14 protein-coding genes and 1 pseudogene are annotated in these 20,974 nt (G+C 52.9%); 4 read left to right on the top strand and 11 right to left on the bottom strand.

The genetic code is table 11. The features are described from left to right. Window positions 1–10: 10 nt before the first annotated feature. On the top strand, window positions 11–2,329 hold the full coding sequence (gene yicI / locus OGY15_RS11460) for an alpha-xylosidase (protein WP_286539231.1): 2,319 nt from the start codon (window positions 11–13) through the stop codon (window positions 2,327–2,329). Window positions 2,330–2,337: 8 nt separating this feature from the next. Here yicI and OGY15_RS11465 read toward each other — a convergent pair whose 3' ends face one another. Next, entirely contained in the window at window positions 2,338–3,525 is a 1,188-nt protein-coding gene (locus tag OGY15_RS11465) for an MFS transporter (RefSeq protein WP_187259829.1), read from the bottom strand. 87 nt (window positions 3,526–3,612) lie between these two features. Here OGY15_RS11465 and OGY15_RS11470 point away from each other — a divergent pair, with 87 nt between their 5' ends. Then, window positions 3,613–4,353 carry a MurR/RpiR family transcriptional regulator gene (locus OGY15_RS11470; protein ID WP_286539234.1) on the top strand — a complete coding sequence of 247 codons (741 nt, stop codon included), beginning with the start codon at window positions 3,613–3,615 and terminating at the stop codon, window positions 4,351–4,353. Window positions 4,354–4,359: 6 nt separating this feature from the next. Here OGY15_RS11470 and OGY15_RS11475 read toward each other — a convergent pair whose 3' ends face one another. The 4 genes and pseudogenes from OGY15_RS11475 to xanP all read right to left on the bottom strand — a co-directional run bounded on the left by OGY15_RS11475 (window position 4,360) and on the right by xanP (window position 10,778). Next, a complete protein-coding gene (locus OGY15_RS11475; RefSeq protein WP_151217039.1) occupies window positions 4,360–5,739 on the bottom strand; it encodes a family 4 glycosyl hydrolase in 1,380 nt (459 codons plus the stop codon). 14 nt (window positions 5,740–5,753) lie between these two features. Beyond that, window positions 5,754–7,325, bottom strand: a pseudogene (locus OGY15_RS11480) (PTS transporter subunit EIIC). 263 nt (window positions 7,326–7,588) lie between these two features. Further along, a complete protein-coding gene (locus OGY15_RS11485; RefSeq protein WP_151217037.1) occupies window positions 7,589–9,265 on the bottom strand; it encodes an AsmA family protein in 1,677 nt (558 codons plus the stop codon). Window positions 9,266–9,386: 121 nt separating this feature from the next. Beyond that, window positions 9,387–10,778, bottom strand: coding sequence for a xanthine/proton symporter XanP (gene xanP / locus OGY15_RS11490; RefSeq protein WP_137376861.1), 1,392 nt, complete (start codon window positions 10,776–10,778; stop codon window positions 9,387–9,389). 225 nt (window positions 10,779–11,003) lie between these two features. Here xanP and gltS point away from each other — a divergent pair, with 225 nt between their 5' ends. Beyond that, window positions 11,004–12,209, top strand: a complete 1,206-nt coding sequence (gene gltS / locus OGY15_RS11495) for a sodium/glutamate symporter (RefSeq protein ID WP_151217035.1) — start codon at window positions 11,004–11,006, stop codon at window positions 12,207–12,209. Window positions 12,210–12,251: 42 nt separating this feature from the next. On the opposite strand, the gene recG is transcribed toward gltS, so the two are convergent. The 5 genes from recG to gmk are packed head-to-tail and all read right to left on the bottom strand — an operon-like array spanning window position 12,252 to window position 18,125. Beyond that, entirely contained in the window at window positions 12,252–14,333 is a 2,082-nt protein-coding gene (gene recG / locus OGY15_RS11500; RefSeq protein WP_278238191.1) for an ATP-dependent DNA helicase RecG, read from the bottom strand. 5 nt (window positions 14,334–14,338) lie between these two features. Continuing rightward, window positions 14,339–15,028, bottom strand: a complete 690-nt coding sequence (gene trmH / locus OGY15_RS11505; RefSeq protein ID WP_151217031.1) for a tRNA (guanosine(18)-2'-O)-methyltransferase TrmH — start codon at window positions 15,026–15,028, stop codon at window positions 14,339–14,341. A 10-nt stretch (window positions 15,029–15,038) separates the two neighbouring features. Further along, a complete protein-coding gene (gene spoT, locus OGY15_RS11510) occupies window positions 15,039–17,153 on the bottom strand; it encodes a bifunctional GTP diphosphokinase/guanosine-3',5'-bis pyrophosphate 3'-pyrophosphohydrolase (RefSeq protein ID WP_003024038.1) in 2,115 nt (704 codons plus the stop codon). An 18-nt stretch (window positions 17,154–17,171) separates the two neighbouring features. Further along, window positions 17,172–17,447, bottom strand: a complete 276-nt coding sequence (gene rpoZ / locus OGY15_RS11515; RefSeq protein WP_000135058.1) for a DNA-directed RNA polymerase subunit omega — start codon at window positions 17,445–17,447, stop codon at window positions 17,172–17,174. Between the two features lie 54 nt (window positions 17,448–17,501). Continuing rightward, on the bottom strand, window positions 17,502–18,125 hold the full coding sequence (gene gmk, locus OGY15_RS11520; RefSeq protein ID WP_151217029.1) for a guanylate kinase: 624 nt from the start codon (window positions 18,123–18,125) through the stop codon (window positions 17,502–17,504). Between the two features lie 261 nt (window positions 18,126–18,386). Here gmk and ligB point away from each other — a divergent pair, with 261 nt between their 5' ends. Then, the gene (ligB, locus tag OGY15_RS11525; protein WP_151217027.1) at window positions 18,387–20,066 is read left to right on the top strand and encodes an NAD-dependent DNA ligase LigB; all 1,680 of its coding nucleotides are present in this window, start codon (window positions 18,387–18,389) and stop codon (window positions 20,064–20,066) included. Here the strand turns inward: ligB and OGY15_RS11530 are convergent. Beyond that, a complete protein-coding gene (locus tag OGY15_RS11530; RefSeq protein WP_003024049.1) occupies window positions 20,063–20,680 on the bottom strand; it encodes a trimeric intracellular cation channel family protein in 618 nt (205 codons plus the stop codon). The genes ligB and OGY15_RS11530 overlap by 4 nt on opposite strands. Window positions 20,681–20,974: the final 294 nt, after the last annotated feature.

Here is a 20,974-nt window from a genome sequence, read left to right on the forward strand (position 1 = left end):
GGAACCAGCAATGAAAATAAGCGATGGAAACTGGCTGATTCAACCCGGTCTGAACGTGATTAACCCGATTCAGGTGTTCGAGGTTGAACAGCAGGGCAATGAGATGATTGTCTACGTTGCGCCGCGCGACGTGCGTGAACGTACCTGGCAACTGGATATCCCATTGTTTACCCTGCGTTTTTTCTCTCCGCAGGAAGGGGTGGTGGGCGTACGTATGGAACACTTCCAGGGTGCGCTGGATACCGGCCCGCATTACCCACTGAACGTGCTGAAAGACGTTAACGTTGAGATGCAGAACACCGTTGAGTTTGCCGAGCTGAAGAGCGGCAACTTAAGCGTGCGCGTCACCAAAGGGGAGTTCTGGTCGCTGGATTTCCTGCGTAATGGCGAGCGTATTACCGGCAGTCAGCTGAAAAATAACGGCTACGTGCAGGATGCCCACAGCGGGCGTAACTATATGTTTGAGCGCCTGGATCTCGGTGTCGGGGAAACGGTATATGGCCTGGGTGAACGCTTTACCGCGCTGGTGCGCAACGGCCAGACGGTAGAAACCTGGAACCGCGATGGTGGCACTAGTACCGAGCAGTCTTACAAGAACATCCCGTTTTATCTCACCAACCGCGGTTACGGCGTACTGGTGAACCATCCGCAGTGTGTGTCGTTTGAAATCGGCTCTGAGAAAGTGTCGAAAGTGCAGTTCAGCGTGGAAAGCGAGTATCTGGAATACTTCGTTATTGACGGCCCAACGCCGAAGGACGTGTTGAACCGTTATACCCAATTCACTGGCCGTCCCGCGCTGCCGCCAGCCTGGTCGTTCGGCCTGTGGCTGACCACGTCGTTCACCACCAATTATGACGAAGCGACGGTCAACAGCTTTATCGACGGCATGGCCGAGCGCAACTTGCCGCTGCACGTTTTTCACTTTGACTGCTTCTGGATGAAAGCCTTCCAGTGGTGCGATTTTGAGTGGGATTCTGTGACCTTCCCGGATCCGGAAGGTATGATCCGCCGCCTGAAAGAGAAAGGGCTGAAGGTGTGCGTGTGGATCAACCCGTACATCGGGCAAAAATCACCGATTTTCAACGAACTGAAAGAGAAGGGGTACCTGCTCAAGCGGCCGGATGGTTCCCTGTGGCAATGGGATAAATGGCAGCCGGGCCTGGCGATTTATGACTTCACCAATCCTCAAGCCTGTGAGTGGTATGCCAACAAACTGAAAGGTCTGGTGGATATCGGTGTGGATTGCTTCAAAACCGACTTTGGCGAACGCATTCCCACGGATGTGCAGTGGTTTGACGGTTCTGATCCACAGAAAATGCACAACCATTATGCGTACATCTACAATGAACTGGTGTGGAACGTGCTGAAAGACACCGTCGGTGAAGAAGAGGCTGTCCTGTTTGCTCGTTCAGCTTCGGTGGGCGCACAGCAGTTTCCGGTACACTGGGGCGGTGACTGCTACGCCAACTATGAATCGATGGCGGAAAGCCTCCGCGGTGGTTTATCCATTGGTCTCTCTGGTTTTGGTTTCTGGAGCCACGATATCGGCGGCTTTGAGAATACCGCCCCTGCGCATGTGTATAAGCGCTGGTGTGCATTTGGGCTGCTCTCCAGCCATAGTCGCCTGCACGGTAGTAAATCCTACCGTGTGCCGTGGGCGTACGATGATGAATCCTGCGATGTGGTGCGCTATTTCACTGAACAGAAATGCCGCATGATGCCGTATCTTTATCGCGAAGCGGCGCGCGCCAACGAGCAAGGCACGCCGATGATGCGTGCGATGATGCTGGAGTTCCCCGACGATCCGGCGTGCGATTACCTCGACCGGCAGTACATGCTGGGCGATAGCGTAATGGTTGCGCCGGTGTTTAGCGAGGCGGGCGATGTGCAGTTTTACCTGCCGGAAGGACGCTGGACGCATCTGTGGCATAACGATGAGGTGTCTGGCAGCCGCTGGCATAAGCAACAGCATGACTTCCTGAGTCTGCCAGTCTACGTGCGCGAGAACACTCTGCTGGCGCTGGGCAGCAATAACCAGAAGCCGGATTACGCCTGGCACGAAGGAACCGCGTTCCAGCTGTTCCATCTGCAGGAGGGCCGGGAAGCGGTGTGTGAAGTGCCTGCGATGGACGGCTCGGTTATCTTCACGCTGAAGGCAAAGCGTGTAGGTAATACCGTCACCGTGCAAGGGAATGGTGAGGCACGTAACTGGACGCTGTGCCTGCGTAATATTCAGCAGGTGGCTAGCGTGCTGGGCGGGGTACCAGCAGCTAGCGAACTCGGCGTGGTGGTTACGGCGCAGGATAATGAACTAGTGATTAGCCTCTAAACGTTAACTCACGTTTCACACTCACCCTTTCCCAATGCAGAGAGGGTGAGTTTTTCTGGTTTCATCACATATTCCCCCCATAGCATCAACAAAAGATACAGGCTCATCGGCAGCAAAAAACTCAGTCGTAAGCTGGTCGCTTCGACAAGCCATGCCTGCGCCAACGGCAGCGCAGCGCCGCCAATTCCCGCCATTACCATAGCGCCCGCCAGCAGACTTGCGAGAGTAGGCCAACGGATCAATGCGTGGCCAAAAATCATCGGGTACATCACCGAATTTGCCAGCCCTACCATTAGCAAAGCAATACCACCTGCGGCGTTATTCAGCACCACGGCAAAAAGTATTAGTGCAAAGCCGGACAGGGTGACGGTGCGAAAGATGGCGGAATGACGAGATGGATGAGCAATAAAGCCAAACAGCAGACGCCCTACCAGCGCCCCTCCCCAGTAGAAGGAGAGCAGCGACAGCGCGGTGTCTGCGCTCCAGGCGCCTGAGGCAATAAGATAGGGCGTCAGGTTCGCGGCCAGCGATACTTCTATTCCGACATATAGAAAAATCGCCAGGATAGTGAGCCAAATTTCCCGAACCCGCCATAGGCTGGCGACCGATGGCGTGTGGGTTGTGATGCGAACGTCCGGCAGGCGAAACAGCGTGGTGCATGCCATCAGCGTCAGCGCAACCATCGCCAGTCCGATAAACAGCCCGCTCACAGGTTGTTGCGCTGGCGATAAGCGAAATAGTAGCGCGATTCCTGCCGGTGCCAGCGTGGTACCCAGTGAGTTTACCGCTGAGGCCAGACTGAGGTTGCCAACCTGACGTGCGGGTGTGCTGAGTGCTGTCAGGTAAGGATTGACGACCACCTGGAGCACCGATACCCCGGAAGCAATCACAAACATGCCGAATAGCGCGCCCAAAAAAGTGGATTTCATCACCATCTGCGCCAGAATTAGCGACCCGGTAGCGCTCAGCAGCAGGGCTCCCTGCAAGACCCGGCGATAGCCCAATCGGGTTATCAGTTGCGCGCATGGCAAGCACACCATGAACGGTGCAACGTAAAAAATCACTGTCACCAGTATTGCCTGCTGCCAGCTAACGGCAAAGTATTGGCTAAAGAAAAGAATAATGGTGCTATTTATCGAGGTAATTATCCCCCATAGAAAAAAGACCATCGCCAGTAGGGTAAAATGCCTGTTCATATTTATATCATTCCGAATGAGTGACCTGATACACAGACTGTAAGCGTTATATCAGCTATGCTATTTTTATTTAACGTCGGAGTAGGTATGGAGCTGGAAAATATATTCCGTGATGTCTCCTTCAATAAAACAGAATTAACGGTGCTACGTTATATTCAAAACGATCCCGAACAGTGTTTGCGAGAAGGCATTCGTTCAGTGGCGGCACGTTGCTACAGTAATCCATCTTCATTAGTCAGGTTATCAAAGAAACTTAATTTCAGTGGTTGGCTTGAAATGGTGTATTTCATTAAATTTAATATCACCTTGCCACGATTGGATGTCACCAACGACATTGATTTTATGCACATTCAGCCAACAGAGCGGTTGCCGCAGTTATTGCAGAATCTTCGCCAGCAGCGCATTCTTATTCATGGTAGTGGTTTTTCACAGCTAATTGCTCAGTATATCTATAATAAATTCCTGGTAACGGGAGTGAATGCCAGCCTGGCGCTGTGGCCAGATTATGAAATTCTGGAACAAAAAGCGGCGACGAAATTTGATGCTATCTGGATTATTTCTAAATCTGGCCGCAGCAGTTCATCTTTAAGTTGGATGAAAGCATTAGAAGGCAAGGATATCGATCTCGTCTGTTTTACCGGTGATTATCAGAGCCCATTATCGCAGGCAGCAAATACATCTTTTATCATTCATGACCCTCAGAAATATGATGATGATATTTACTGGAGTAACCCGTTTTTCGGTTATTGTATTTTGGGTTTTGAACGTCTGCTTAAGCTGTGGTTCGATCAGGAACAGGATAAGGGAACAAGTCGTTCCCTTACCTGAGCATGATTACTGCCAGCCTTCACATAAGCTGTCGCTGAGGTAGTCGTTTACCAGCGCGGTGGCCAGTGACCATGACCCCACCAGTGGATGTGCCATCAGAGCGCGGACGGCTAAATCTCTGTCGCGATTAAGGATCGCCGCGACGGCAAGTCGCTCGTACTCTTTGACGCAAGAAATCATATTCTTTTGCGCGTTCGGCACGTGATGCGGTGTGACCGGCTGCAGCCCGTTCTTGCTCAGATCGCAGCTGATTTCAATAACATCGTCTGACTTCAGGAAATCCAGAGTACCGTTGTTAGACATTGACACCACGATGCGCTTGGTCGTGGTGCTGTTGACTGCATCCAGAATATCCAGCGCGACGCCTGCATAGCCGCCGCTATCAGGCTCATCAATAAACTGCTGTAACGTCAGCGCATCGCGCGTGTTGAATTTCTCCTGCTGCGATTCGCTTTGCATATAGCTGTTTTCACGGCGCAGATAGTGTTTCATCCAGATATCAAAAGCCTGGCCTGGGTTGGTTTTAACGTTTACAGCAGCCAGCTCATCGCGCATATCGCGGTTAATGCGGGCAATCTGCTCGCCGCGTGTTTCCGGTGCGTTTTGGATCGCAGCCAACGCCACTTCACGGTAGTAGTAGTAGTAGAGGTATTCATTCAGCAGCTGGTTATCACACAGGCGCACTAATTCAGGAGAGAAGTATTGCATCGCCGTGTGCTCATAGAGCGCAGGAAGGTTCACCAGCCGCTCTGTGACATCTTCGCCTTTGACCGTGAAGTGGGTGAACCAGGAGAAGTGATTGAGCCCGTAGCACTCTACTTTCAGATCTTCTTCATCACAGTTAAGAATGGTCGGCAGCTCGCGGATCAGTTCTGATGGTGCATCACATATGCCGTAAACCTGGCGCTTAAAGCCTGATTTGATGATGGCTTCGGTCACCAGACCCGACGGGTTGGTGAAGTTAAACAGGATGGCGTCCGGTGCGGCATGTTCTTCGATCAACCGACAATAGCTGAGGATAGCCGGAATAGAGCGCATAGCCATGGCAAAGCCGCCAGCGCCGGTGGTCTCTTGCCCTAGCGTGTTGTGCTGTAACGCGATACGTTCATCGCGAATTCGGCTGTCATCGCCACCCACGCGTAGCGTGGTAATCACGTAGTTGGCGCCGGTCAGCGCCTCAACGGGATCGGTGGTCAGTGAGAAGTGAATATCCGGACGCAGCGTATTAAAAACATAGCGTGCAATTTCACCAAAGATGGCCAAATTTTCCGTTGAATTATCGAGAAAAACGACCTCCTTTAAACCAATACGATGTGCATTCCAGGCCAGAGATTTTGCCAGAAAAGCCGAGCGGACGCCGCCGCCACCTAAAACGGTTAATTTCATCTTATTTTCCTCAATTAATGCGTAGTGAGCCAGTTATCAACGTGCGTCCGAATTTGTCCTACTTTGACACCGTATATAACCTGTACTTCATTTTTATTTCTTACTATTCCATTGGCCCCCGTGGTTCTTAATAGAGCCTCGTCTATTTTATTTAGATCATGAATTGCCGCGCGAAGCCGGGTAAAACAGTTATCTACTGAAATAATATTTTCTTTACCACCAAGGCCCTGAATAATATCGTCAGTGGTACTATTTCCCATCTTGGTTGTGGCTTTTATTTTTTCTCGATACTCTGCTTTACTATAAAGTTTGACATCATCATCGTCTTCACGCCCCGGCGTTTTAAGATTCAGCTTCAGAACCAGAGTACGGAATATCAGGTAATAAACCGCGAACTGACCACAGCCAATCAGGATGTAACCCGGCTAGCGCGTTAACGACACCGGCAGCGGCAGGTTATAGATAATAAATTCAATCAGCCCTGATGCTCCCCACGGTCTGACGGTGAATACATCGCAGATAGCCTGCGAGGCGGCAGTTAGCGCGGCGTGAATCACCCACAGTAGCGGTGATACAAATAAGAAGGTGAACTCAATCGGCTCCGTGATCCCGGTGAGCATAGAGGTAATGATCGCAGGCAGCAGAATGGCTTTCGCCAGTACTTTTTTTTCTGGCTTTGCCGTGTGATAGAAGGCCAGTGAGGCGCCCGCAAGACCAAAGATGGTGGTCATTCCCTGTTGTGAAAAACGCAGCGCATCGTTCATTACTGGGGTGAGATCCGGATGCCGCATATAGGCGAGGAAAATGGCCTGAGTGCCGGAAACCGTTTGCCCATCGACGCTCAGCGTACCGCCAATCTGCGTCAACTGGAACGGCGACCAGACGAAGTGGTGCAGACCGGTTGGAATCAGGAATTTCTCAAAGAAGCCGTACACAAAGACTCCGGCAACACCTGCATTTTTCATAAAACCGGTGAGAGCGGCGATACCATGCGTCATGAACGGCCAGAACCAGGTAAAAGCAACCGCGTAAGCAATAATGATGGGGGTCATCGTGACAAGTGTCAGTTTTGCACCACCGTACATTGAGAGGGCTCCGGGCAGTTCAATGGCTGATACCTTGTTGTGTACCCAGGCAATGGTGCAGCCGAGAATAATTCCTAAAAATATCCCCATATCAACAACAACAAAGCCCAGAAGTTGCGTTTGCCCGGTGCCGTAATATTCACCGTTAATTTTTTCGGCAATGCCACCGGTAAACTCCAGCCACGAGTGGTTGGCACCGAGGAACATAATGAAGCACATTACTGAAACCAGGGCGACTTCAGTTTTTTTATCTTTTGCCAAGCCGTAGCTAATTCCTACGCAGAATAACAAACCCAAATTGCCAAATAAGGGCCAGAATGTATCCCCTAATAGCTGACCAATTTGGTGAAAAAAACCGGTTTCGGAAAACAAAGTCGGATTAGTAAGAACTGAACTTAAAGCCAGAATCAAACCGATAACAGGAAGAAACAATACTGCTCCTATCATCGCTCTGGAGAATGTTTGCATATTCTCCAGAATACGTTGGCGTATTCCAGACATAATAGAGGTTCCTTAAATGTAGGGCGTTTTTAATTATAGATATGCACTTCCAGTAAGTGAGTTATAGCAAGGATGGCTGAAGGGCGGAACCTGTTGCGAAGAATAGGCACAAACTGGCAGGAAATGAAAACAGGTTTCGGAGGGGATTGATTGTGCGAGCTCCGTGCTCGGTTATCTCTATTTGGTATGTCGCTCGGCCAGGCGCGGCGGCGCCGGGGCGGCTCCGAGCCAACCCCGAGGGCGGCGTAAACGCCTCGCCCTGGTTACTTCGTCACACCACCCTGCATCTGCTGCGTTACTTCCTGTTTCTCCACGTTCACTGCATGCAGTTGGCCGTTGACCGTTGGCTTGAGTGGCGCATCGGCCTGAATATTGCCGCTGGCGGTAAGCTGAATATTACCGTCGCCGGAAAGGGGCAGTGCGGGCCATCCCCATTGTTGCAGAATCGTCATTGGCACGCCGCGCCCGTTCAGGCTGATCTGAGCCTGGCGCTGAGGCAACTGCGAAATGCTGGCGGTGGCCTCCAGCAGCCCTTTTTCGGTATAGGCACTCAGTTCGCTGATATTGATGGTGCTATTGTTCGCCGTCAGCGCCAGCGAAGGACGACGCACGTCGGTGCGGTTGAACGTGGCGGCCGCGGCGTTGAGGGTGGCGCTGCCGCTCCAGATCCCCCACTGATTGTTTTGTACCAGCCCGAGGTTGGCACCATAGCCGTCCAGCGCGGTGAGCTGCCATGGGAAGTCCGGATCGATATCAATCACCAGATTACGGCTGGCGCTGAATTTCTTCAGCGTCAGGCTATTTAGCCAAGCGGGTAGGGGTTTCATCCACAGCTGTTTCCAGTTTTCCGGCAGCGTGTATTCCAGACCGGCGATGGCGGCATCATTGAGGATCAGCGCTTTGTTGTTGCGCAGCCAGTTACCCGACGTTCTGACCATACCGCCTTCCCAGCGGGTAGTGAACTGGCGCAGCGCAATACCTTGCGGCGAGAACTCAGCGTTCAGAATCGGATCGAAGAAGTGCAACGAGCCGTAGATAAACTCACTGGCGTTCATTGACAATTTTCCTTCCTGAGTTTGCCAGTCGTCCTTGCTGAAGGTCATGTTGCGCAAGCTCAGGTCGAGATCCGTAACCGCCCAGTCAGGGCCTTGCAGACGGGCATCCGTCACTTCCAGACGACCAATTTGCAGGGAAGGAATGGTGCTTAACGGGGCAAAAAAATCGGCCAACGATTTGTCGCTTTGCAACCGAATATCGTTCAGACGCAGATTCTCCACTACCCAGCTACCGTCGGCATTGCGCTGCGCTACACCGGTTAATGCCCCACGCGCCACGTCCGCGCCAATATTGCTTAGCGTCACCCGGTCATTGTCGATGCTGCCTTCAATCAATACGTTGGTCGTCGGGACGTCGTTCAGCGTCAATGAACTGGCGCTAAGCTGAATTTGCGCTTTGCTGCCGAGAATTTTACCCGCCTCAGGGCTCCAGGGCATGACGCCGCCGTTAACGCGCTGTGCGCTCAGGGTCCATTCGCTGCCGGGGCTGTTAAGCGCCATATCCTGTAACTGCAGGCGATCGGCCTGGAACGGCATCGGTGCGGTTTGTTGGGACAAATTCAGCGTGCCGTTTTGCAACAAAATGGTGTCGACATGCAGCGGGTCGGTGATTTGGCGGCTGCTCAGTCCGATATCGACCGTTTTGGCGACCAGCGTGGCGGGCTGACCATCCCGGCCAAAGGTGACGTTTTCCAGCAGAATATGGGAAGGGGAAGAAAACCGGTGATCGATGGCATCAAATACCAGATGGTAGCTGCTGTTCTGTGAAACCCAGGCGCTGACGCGCTCTGCGCCCCAGCGTGTTTGCAGTAGAAAATAAAGGCCGAGGATCGCCACTGCAAGGGCGATCAGCACGTAAAGAAGCAGCTTTCCAATAAATTTCATGGTCTTCCATCCTGCGAAGTGCACATAATCAAGTTATGCACGATTTAGATGGAATGCTCAAGGCGGGAATGGTGAAAGAGCGTTACAGCGGCGTCGATTCAGAATCAACGCCGCATTTTGCTTATTGCTTCTCTGGAGGGAATATCAGGTTCAGAACGATAGCGGTAATACCGCCTGCAGCAATGCCGGAAGAGAGCAAGTTTTTCACCCAGTCCGGGGCGAACTGCAGGATCAACGGCTGCTGGGAAACGCCCAGACCGACGGCCAGCGACAGCGCGATAATCAGAATCGCACGACGGTTTAGCGGTTCGCGGGACACAATACGCACGCCGGATGCGGCGATAGTACCGAACATTACCAGCGTTGCCCCGCCCAGTACTGGCTCAGGAATATGCTGTACAAAACCGCTGACCGCCGGGAACAGACCCAGCGCGATCAGCATCAGCGCCACCACAAAACCAACATAGCGGCTGGCAACGCCCGTTAACTGAATAACCCCGTTGTTCTGACCAAAACAGGAGTTTGGGAAGGTATTGAACACGGCGGAAACAAATGAGTTCAGACCGTTCGCTAGTACGCCGCCTTTCAGGCGTTTCATGTATAGCGGACCAGAAACCGGCTGCTCGGAGACATCGGAGGTAGCCGTAATATCACCGATGGTTTCCAGCGAGGTAATCATAAAGACCAGCATCAGCGGCAGCAGTAAGCTCCAGTCAATGCCCAGGCCGTAATACAGCGGTGTTGGCACCATCAGCAGGTCCTGACTTACCGGCGCGGTATTTTGCGGCAGCATGTCCATAAACCAGGCCAGCAGATACCCTGCCGCCATCGCAATCACCAATGACGCAACACGCAGGTAAGGGTTGCGTTGACGGTTAAGCAGGATGATTAGTGCCAGCACCACGCCAGCCAGCAGTAAATTCTTCGGTGCGCCAAAGGTGTTGTCGCTCATTGCGGCATAGCCGCCGCCAATCGACGTCAAACCTACCTGAATCAGCGACAGGCCGATAATCATCACCACCACGCCTGAGACCAGCGGAGTAATAATACGACGTGCCAGATGCAGTACGCGTGAGATAACCATCTCAGTGCAACTTGCCAGCATCAGCGTACCGAACAGCGCCGCCATCATGGTTGGAACATCTGCGCCACCGGTTTTTAGCGCCGTACCCCCCATAATCAGTGGAGCAACAAAGTTAAAGCTGGTGCCCTGAATGGATAACAGTCCCGAGCCGACCGGCCCCCAGGCTTTGATCTGAATGATAGAGGCTACGCCGGAAGCGAACAGCGACATACTGATAATGTGTTGAGTATCCTGAGCCGGTAAACCGAGCGCCTGGCAAATTAACAGAGCAGGGGTGATCACCGCGACGAACATGGCCAGCAGATGCTGACAGGCGGCAAACAGGGTCTGGGCTAGCGGGGGGCGATCTTCAAGACGGTAAATCAGTTCACTGTTGTGAGTCTGCGCAACCGGTTGCGCATTTGTTGACTCTACGGCGTTAACGGACATCAGAGGCAATCCCATGGTGGAAAAGCGGTGATTTTATCTGACCAGGGCTGAAAAGCAAACGTTTGCTAGTGAGTATTCTTAATATTTAAAACGGATAAACAAACATTTTTATATAACTTTTCATCATTTTCTGCTTAAAATCCACCCCGAAAACTCAATAAGAGCTAAAAATCGGTCTGAAATGCATCGTGCGTGATTGTGCTAAACGCACTAATGGAGCTGTAAATGTTTTATCTCGATACGTTATCAACACTGGTTGCGGCAACCCTTGTGTTGCTGCTCGGACGTAAGCTCGTCCAGTCTGTCTCATTTCTGAAAAAATACACTATTCCTGAACCTGTCGCTGGTGGGTTGCTGGTGGCGATTGCGCTGCTGGTGTTGAAAAAAAGCATGGGCTGGGAAGTGAACTTCGACATGACCCTGCGCGATCCGTTGATGCTGGCGTTCTTCGCTACCATCGGCTTGAACGCCAATATCGCCAGCCTGCGCGCAGGTGGCCGCGTGGTGGGTATCTTTCTGATTGTGGTTGTTGGCCTGCTGCTGATGCAAAACGCTATCGGTATTGGTATGGCGACCCTGCTGGGTTTGGATCCGCTGATGGGTCTGATCGCCGGTTCGATAACCCTCTCAGGCGGACACGGAACCGGAGCCGCGTGGAGCAAACTGTTTATTGAGCGCTATGGTTTCGCCAATGCGACTGAAGTGGCGATGGCTTGCGCAACGTTCGGCCTGGTGCTAGGTGGACTGATTGGCGGTCCGGTGGCGCGCTATCTGGTCAAACACTCCACTACGCCAGATGGCATACCGGATGATCAGGCCGTGCCGACCGCGTTTGAAAAGCCGGATGTCGGGCGCATGATCACTTCGCTGGTGTTGATTGAAACCATCGCGCTGATCGCTATCTGTTTGACGGTGGGAAAAATCGTTGCGCAAATGCTGGTCGGAACGGTGTTGGAACTGCCGACCTTTGTCTGCGTGCTGTTTGTTGGGGTGATCCTCAGTAACGGTCTGGCATTACTGGGCTTTTATCGGGTGTTCGAGCGTGCGGTTTCGGTGCTGGGTAACGTAAGTTTGTCATTGTTCCTGGCGATGGCGCTGATGAGTCTGAAGCTGTGGGAACTGGCTTCTCTGGCCCTGCCGATGCTTGCAATTCTGGTTGTTCAGGCCATTTTCATGGCGCTGTACGCAATATTCGTCACCTGGCGCATGATGGGTAAGAACTACGATGCCGCTGTGCTGGCAGCCGGGCACTGCGGTTTTGGCCTCGGCGCGACACCAACGGCGATTGCCAACATGCAGGCAATTACCGAACGTTTTGGGCCATCCCATATGGCGTTTCTGGTGGTGCCGATGGTGGGCGCGTTCTTCATCGATATCGTCAATGCGCTGGTGATTAAGCTGTATCTGTTGTTGCCGATTTTTGCGCAATAATGGTTGTGCGGCGGAGTAACATCCGCCGACACTCCGAATTGACTATGCGTTGGAGTAGCGTTCGGTTTCCGGCATCCAGCGCTCTATTAGCGCTACGGCCTGTCGCGGATATCGTTCGTGAATATGGCGAGCAATGCGCTGAACTTCCGGGATAATAGCCTGATCGCGCAGTAAATCCGCGACTTTAAATTCTGCCGTTCCAGTCTGGCGAGTACCCAAGAGCTCACCGGGACCGCGAATCTCCAAATCTTTTTGCGCAATAACGAACCCGTCGTTGCTGTCGCGCAGAACCTGCAGGCGTTTTTGCGCGGTTTTTGACAGCGGTGATTTGTAGAGCAGGACGCAGTGGGAGGCCACCGCGCCACGACCTACACGGCCACGTAGCTGATGCAACTGGGCCAGGCCCAGGCGCTCCGGGTTTTCAATTATCATCAGGCTGGCGTTGGGCACGTCCACACCCACTTCAATCACCGTGGTAGCAACCAGCAGATGCAGTTCACCCTGCTTAAATCCCGCCATTACCGACTGTTTCTCGGCGGGCTTCATTCGGCCGTGTACCAGGCCAATATGGAGTTCTGGCAGCGCAATTTTAAGCTCTTCCCACGTCGCTTCTGCTGCCTGAGCTTCTAACAGATCAGACTCTTCAATCAGCGTACAGACCCAGTATGCCTGGCGCCCCTCGTGGGTACAGGCGTTGCGTACGCGATCAATGATGTCGCTGCGGCGGGTGTCCGGAATCGCCACCGTAGTGACGGGCGTACGTCCTGGTGGGAGCTCATCAATGACCGATGTGTCGAGATCGGCATAAGCGGTCATCGCCAGCGTGCGCGGGATGGGCGTGGCAGTCATGATTAGCTGGTGCGGGTGGAAACCCTGCTGCTGACCTTTTTCCCACAGCGCCAGACGCTGATGCACGCCAAAACGATGCTGTTCATCGATGATAACCAGCGCCAGTCCGTTGAACTGCACCTGTTCCTGGAAAATCGCGTGCGTGCCGACAATCATCTGCACCTGACCGCTGGCGATAGCTTCCTGCTGCGCCTGGCGCGCTTTACCTTTCTGTTTACCTGCCAGCCAGCCCACTTCAACGCCCAGCGGCGCAAACCAGTTACGGAAGTTATTCGCATGCTGTTCAGCAAGCAGTTCGGTGGGTGCCATCAGCGCAACCTGCTTACCATGTGCGATAGCGCGCAGGGCGGCTAACGCCGCGACCAGGGTCTTACCGGAGCCGACATCGCCCTGTACCAGGCGCATCATCGGGACATCCAGTGCCATATCACGTTCGATCTCAGCGGTAACGCGGGCCTGTGCGCCCGTCGGTTTAAACGGTAGCGCTGCCAGCAGCTTATCTTTCAGCGCGTTGTTTACGCTCAGCGGCTGGGCATGAAAACGCTGCGCCCCGGCGCGTAATGCCAGCATACTGAGGTTATGCGCCAGCAGCTCTTCCAGAATGAGACGTCGCTGCGCCGGATGCTGACCGGTTTCCAGATCGCTCAACTGCAGTGACGGCGGTGGACGGTGCAAAGTGCGCAGGGCTTCTGGCAGGCTCATCATGCCTTGCAGTAATTCCGGTGGTAGCAGTTCGGCAATGGCACAAGTATCAAGCAAATCCAGCGCCTGATCGGTCAGTTTACGCAGCGTAGCCTGTTTAACACCTTCGGTAGTTGGATACACCGGCGTGAGCGTTTCCTGTAATTCCGGCGTGCTGAGATCGCCCTGCACGCGGTATTCCGGGTGGATCATCTCAGCGCCGTATTTCCCGCGTTTGGCTTCGCCATAGGCCAGTACCCGACGCCCGGTGGCGAGACTGTTTTTCATTGCTGCGCTGAAGTTGAAAAAGCGCATGGTGAGAATGCCCGAGCCATCGCTGATCTGACAGGTCATCATCCGGCGACCGCCAAAGGTGATATTGCAGTTCAGCACTTCGCCTTCAACGGTGGCATAGACGCCCGGCAGCAGTTCGCCAATAGGGTACAGATGCGTGCGGTCTTCGTAACGCAGGGGGAGGTGTAGCAGGAGGTCCTGCACGGTGTGCAGGCCAATTTTCGCCAGTTTACTGCTTTGCGCTGCGCCAACGCCGGTCAGAGAGTTGAGTGGGATGGCATCCAGTAAACGGCCTTTCATCGCGTTTATCTCGCAGACTGCATAGTGGCCCACCACGTTGCATCGGCTTCAATTTCGCCCTGCGTGTTTACGTGAGGGTAGGGAAGGCCTTTGCGCTTAGCGACATTCGCCAGCACAGGATAACCGCCTTCAAACAGCAAACGCTGCTGCTCATCTTGCGGCAGCATACTGTTTTCTCGGCGGTACATACCGGCGTTTTGCCGCTGACGCTGTGCTTCGTACAGAATCAGCGCGGAGGCGACTGAGACGTTCAGCGACTGCACCATGCCAGTCATGGGAATGATGATATCCTGATCCGCCAGATCCAACGCTTCCTGAGTAATGCCGGTTTTTTCCTGGCCCATCAGGATGCAGGTGGGGCGTGTGTAATCAATCTCGCGAAAATCCACAGCTTTATCTGACAGATGGGTTGCCAGAACCTGCATACCCCGGTTTTTTAAATGTGTGACCGCATCGCTAATGGTGCGGTGCGTTTTAACCTGTACCCAACTATTGCTGCCTGCGGCAGAAGAGGCCATGGTACGCATGCGGCTACCCGGCCAGACGGCGTGGACTTCATGCACGCCGACCGCATCTGCAGTACGAATGATAGCGGAAACGTTATGAGGCTTGTGGACCTCTTCCATGCAGACGGTCAGATCGGGCTGACGACGTGCGAGCATCTCGCGGATACGTGCATAGCGCTGTTCATTCATAAAACGTGTTCTAGTTACGGTTACGGGTGACTTTAATCACGTCCGGCATGACGCGGATTTTGCGCATGATATTCGCCAGGTGCACACGGTCGCGGGCGGTCAGGCGAATAAAGGCGCTATAGACGCGGCCATCTTTCTCTTCCGTATTCAGACTTTGAATATTGGAGGTGGTCGTGTTAATTGCCGCCGTCAGGTTCGCCAGAGCACCCTGGTGGTTAAACATATCCACCTTAATCTCAGTGATGAACTCCTGCTCCGTCTCCTTATCCCATTCCACCGCCATAAACTTCTCAGGCTCTTTCTGGTAGCCACGAATGTTACGGCAGGATTCATGGTGAATCACCAGACCTTTACCCGGGCTGACGTGGGCAATGATGGGATCGCCTGGAATCGGACGACAGCATTTCGCGAAGGTGATCAGCACGCCGTCTGCGCCTTTAATCGGCAGATGACCGTGACCAGATTGCGCTGGGACGTTTGCCGTTGCTTCGCCCTGCTGGAGGTTTTTCGCAACCACCACACTCATGGCGTTACCCAAACCAATTTCTGCGAGCAGATCGTCAAGCGTGGCGAGCTTCATGCGCTCAAGCTCACGCTGGATGCTTTCTGGTGGGATCTCAGCCAGTTTACGGCTACCGCCCAGGGCATGGTTGAGCAGTCGACGCCCCAGGCTGACGGAATCATCGCGCTTGAGGTTTTTCAGCAACTGGCGAATTTTTGCTCGTGCTTTCGAACTAACGACGAAGTTGAGCCATGCTGCATTCGGACGTGCGCCCGGCGCGGTAATAATCTCAACGGTCTGACCGCTAAACAGTGGTTGTGAAAGCGGGTAAGGCTGTCTGTCGACACGTGCGCCGACGCAGGCGTGACCGATATCGGTATGTACGGCGTAGGCGAAGTCGACAGGTGTAGCACCGGCAGGCAGTTCAACAATACGCCCTTCCGGTGTGAAAACATAAATCTCATCCGGGAAGAGATCAGATTTGACGCTTTCAATAAATTCAAACGAGCTACCGGCGCTCTGCTGCAGTTCCAGCAGGCTTTGCATCCAGCGCTGAGCGCGGATTTGTGCGGTGGTGCTGCTTTCGCCACCGTGCTCTTTGTAAGCCCAGTGCGCTGCCACACCCATTTCCGCCATCTGATCCATGTCTTCAGTACGAATTTGTACTTCAACCGGAACGCCGTGAGGGCCGATCATTGAGGTATGCAAAGACTGATATCCGTTCGCTTTTGGAATGGCGATATAGTCTTTCACGCGACCAGGACGTGGTTTGTACAGGCTATGCATCTGGCCGAGTACGCGATAGCAGGTATCGGAATCATGAACGATAACGCGAAAAGCGTAGATATCCATGATGGAGTGAAAACGCTGCTCTTTGAGCACCATTTTGCAGTAGATAGAGTACAGGTGCTTCTCGCGCCCGCTCACGCGACACGGAATACCTGCCTCCTGCAAACGCCCTTCGATTTCTGAGAGGATTTTTTGGATCATCTCTTTGCGGTTGCCGCGAGCGGCTTTAACCACTTCTTTAATCACGCGATAGCGGTTCGGGTACAGCGCTTCAAAACCCAGCTCTTCCAGCTCGGTTTTAATGTGATGAATACCTAAACGGTGTGCCAGCGGACTATAAATTTCGAGGGTTTCACGGGCGATGCGGCGACGCTTGTCCGGGCGTAATGAGCCCAGCGTGCGCATATTGTGGGTACGGTCAGCAAGTTTGATGAGAATGACGCGGATATCCTGCACCATCGCCATAATCATCTTGCGAAAGTTTTCAGCTTGCGCCTCTTTCTTATCGCGAAACTTAAGCTTATCAAGCTTTGATACCCCTTCTACCAGCTCTGCAACGCTTTTACCAAAAAGCTGCTCCATGTCCTGGTAGGTGGCTGGGGTATCTTCAATCACGTCATGCAGTAGCGCAGCCATCAGCGTTTCATAGTCGAGTTTCATCTCGGCCAGAATGCAGGCTACCGCTACCGGGTGCGTGATATAGGGTTCACCGCTTGAACGTGTCTGGCCCTCGTGAGCGTCACGTGCAACGAGATACGCCTGCCGAAGACGCTTAATCTGGTCTTCCGGCAGGTAGTTTTGAATCAGTTGATTCAGGCTTTCAAACAGATACAAGGGCGACCCGCTTTGTGATTAACGACGACCTTCAGCAATAGCGGTAACGGCTTGTAATTCAGCGGCTTCCTGCTCTTGCTGTTCCTGGCGCTCACGCACGTCGAGGATCTGGTTGTTGATCAGACCTTCTTCGATTTCGCGCAGCGCGATAACGGTAGTTTTATCGTTTTCTTCCGGTACGAGCGGATCCTTTCCGCCTACCTGCATCTGACGAGCGCGACGCGCGGCGACCAGTACCAGGTCAAAACGGTTACCAATTTTCTCTACAGCGTCCTGAACAGTTACGCGTGCCATACTTAAAATGCTCCACAGGTGAAGAAATGACTGGGCATGATACTGAATGTGGGTTCAGTCTGCCAACAGTTTGCTGATTAAAGCGTCATGACGCTGCTTTTGGCGGCTCATGCGCAGACGTTCGGCGCGAATGATGGTTTTCAAATCGCCCAGGGCGGTATCGAAATCATCATTCACAATAAGATAATCATATTCGGCGTAATGGCTCATTTCTGCAACAGCTTGCGCCATACGTTTTGCGATCACGTCTTCGCTATCTTGACCGCGGCCACGAAGACGTCGGTCCAGCTCAATCTTAGATGGCGGCAAAATAAAAATACTGCGCGCATGCGGCATTTTTTCACGAATTTGCTGCGCACCTTGCCAATCGATATCTAAAAAGACGTCTACGCCGGATGCCAGTACTTGCTCAATGGTCTCACGCGAAGTGCCGTAATAATTACCGAATACCTCAGCGTGTTCCAGGAACGCGTCTCTGCCAATCATGGCTCTGAATTCATCATGGTTCACAAAGAAATAATGTTCACCGTGCACTTCCCCCGGGCGCGGTGCGCGCGTGGTGTGCGAAACAGAAACCTGGGTGTCATACAACGGTTGGGTCTTTAATAAAGCCTGAATCAGGCTGGATTTACCCGCGCCACTGGGGGCAGAAACAATATAAAGCGTGCCTTGAGCCATGAGTATCTTAATGTATGTGATTGTCGAAAGAGAGCCTACATACGGGCTTATTATACACGTAGCCGCTATGTGACGTAGCCCTTGTCACACTTTTTGCGCATGTTTATTGCGTTTTGCGTATCAGTTTCCTGTTTTATCGATGATTTGCAGCAATACGTGCAAATGTCAGGAACGGTGCTCGCAGGATGCTTTTTTGCCACTCTGTTTCCCTATTATTTCGCGCTATATCTGCCTGGAATTGCAGTGTTCAGCGGAGGTAGCATGGGATTATGCAAATGCATAGGGCTGGTTCTACTGGTCTGGAATTTACCTGTATGGGCGGTTTGCCCCGTCTGGTCGCCTGCCCGGGCAAATGAGGAAATTTCACGACTACAGCAGCAGATAACACAGTGGAATGACAGTTACTGGAAACAGGGTGAAAGTGCTGTAGATGACGGCGTTTATGACCAGCTCAATGCGCAACTAATTCAATGGCAGCGCTGTTTTGGTGATGAAGTTCCACCAGATCTGTCTGCACCCCCAATAAGTGGCACTGTCTCGCATCCTGTTCCCCATACGGGAGTTCGAAAACTTGCCGATAAGCAAGCGCTTCAGCAATGGATGCAGGCTCGCAGCGATCTCTGGGTGCAACCGAAGGTGGATGGCGTGGCAGTGACGTTAGTCTATCGCAATGGCAATCTGGTACGGGCGATTAGCCGTGGTAATGGCCTGAAAGGCGAAGACTGGACGCAAAAGGTTCTTCAGATTCCTTCCGTACCACATTCCACCAAGGGGAATCTCGCTAACAGTACGTTGCAGGGTGAGATTTTTTTGCAGCAAGAGGGGCATATTCAGAAGCAGAGAGGGGGAATGAACGCCCGCTCGAAGGTTGCTGGATTGATGATGCGCCAGAGCAATCCGGAATTATTAGGCTCGCTGGCTATTTTTATCTGGGCCTGGCCCGATGGTCCTGCGGTCATGTCTGAAAGACTGGAACAACTCACTGCTGCCGGGTTCAGTTTCACGCAACATTTTACCAGGGCCGTGAAGAGTGCAGATGATGTCGAGCAGGCACGCGCCAGTTGGTGGACTTCAGCATTACCTTTTGTGACGGATGGCGTAGTTGTGCGAACGGGAAAAGAGCCGCAGGCGCGATACTGGCTACCCGGACAGGGAGACTGGCTGGCAGCGTGGAAATATCCTCCCGTGGCCAGGGTGTCTGAGGTAACGGGTATTCAGTTCTCTGTTGGCAAAAGCGGGAAAATTGCGGTGGTGGCATCGCTGGCCCCCGTCATGTTGGATGATAAACGAGTGCAGCGCGTCAATATTGGCTCTGTCCGACGCTGGAATGAATGGGATATTGCGCCTGGCGATCAGATTCTGATAAGCCTTGCCGGGCAGGGGATCCCCCGTATAGACGAAGTCGTCTGGCGGAGTACTCAGCGTACTAAACCAGCTCCACCTGAGGGTCGCTTTAATTCATTAACCTGTTTTTATGCTACCCCGGGGTGTTATGAGCAGTTTGTTGCCAGGCTGGTCTGGCTGGGTACTAAAGAGGTATTGGGGCTGGAAGGTATCGGCGAGGCGGGATGGCGGGAGCTCAATCAGGCATATCGTTTTGAGCATATCTTTTCCTGGCTTGGGCTAACTCAGGAACAACTACAGTCCACATTTGGTGTAAGCAAAGGGAAGAAGTTATGGCATCAGTTCAACTTGTCGCGCGATCTTCCGTTCACGCGCTGGCTGATTGCTATGGGAATACCGATAACACAGGCTACGCTGAATGCCAGTCGGGATGGTTCATGGTCGCAGTTACACGAGCGTAGTGAACAAAGCTGGCGGCAGCTTCCTTTTATGGGGGAGCGGCGGGCTCGGCAGGTGATCCAGTGGCTGGAGGATCGAGAGGTCACAGCGCTGAGCAACTGGTTAGCTGCTCAGCGGATCGCGGGCTTTATGCCTTAATGGCCTTCATGGCGATAGTAAAATACAGGCAGACCTAACTTCAGGCGCAGCGCCAGTAGTCGGGCGGTAAAGCCGAAAAGTAGGGTGGAGATAACCACCACATCGTGGCTGGAGACATAATGCTGCAGCACGATGTACAGCACGGCAGCGGCAAATGATACGCCGGCATACAGTTCTTTCTGGAACACCAGTGGGATGCGTTTACAGAACATATCACGTAATACGCCGCCGAAAACCCCGGTCGTGACCGCAGCGACCACGGCGATAATCGGTCCATGGCCCATATCCAGCGCCACCTGAGCGCCAATGATAGAAAACACTACCAGGCCCAGCGCATCCAGTACGAGGAATATTTTACGCAGGTAGGGCATGACGGGAGCAATAATGGTCGTGAGTACCGCAGCGGTCGCCACGATAATGACGTATTCAGGGTGCTTTACCCAGCCGAGCGGATAATGGCCGAGAAGAATATCGCGTACTGAACCACCGCCAATGGCTGTCGCGGTGGCAATGATAATGACGCCAAATGTATCCATACGACGACGCCCAGCCGCAAGCGCACCGGTCATGGCTTCGGCAGTAATACCAATTAAGTATAAAACGTGTAACAGCATGTATTCCCCCTGATTTGCTGGGGGCTAAGCTTAACGATTTGTGCGCACTGTCACGATTGAGATTTTCTAAGGTGAAGTGATTACAATAACTACAGCTAATGCTTGTTTGAAGAAAATGCCATATGTTGTGCGCATAACGATATTAGTTATGGTGATAAGTGATGAGAAAATATAATGCGTAGTGAGAGGTTATAAACATGCCCATCGGAAAAGCACGTAGCGCCGCCGTTTACTGGCGAGCCACGTATGATATTTCAACAAAACTATCCCCCCGACCATTGGACAAGTTGACAC

The organism is Citrobacter sp. Cu231 (genome assembly GCF_030332265.1).
GTDB classification, from domain to species: domain Bacteria; phylum Pseudomonadota; class Gammaproteobacteria; order Enterobacterales; family Enterobacteriaceae; genus Citrobacter; species Citrobacter meridianamericanus.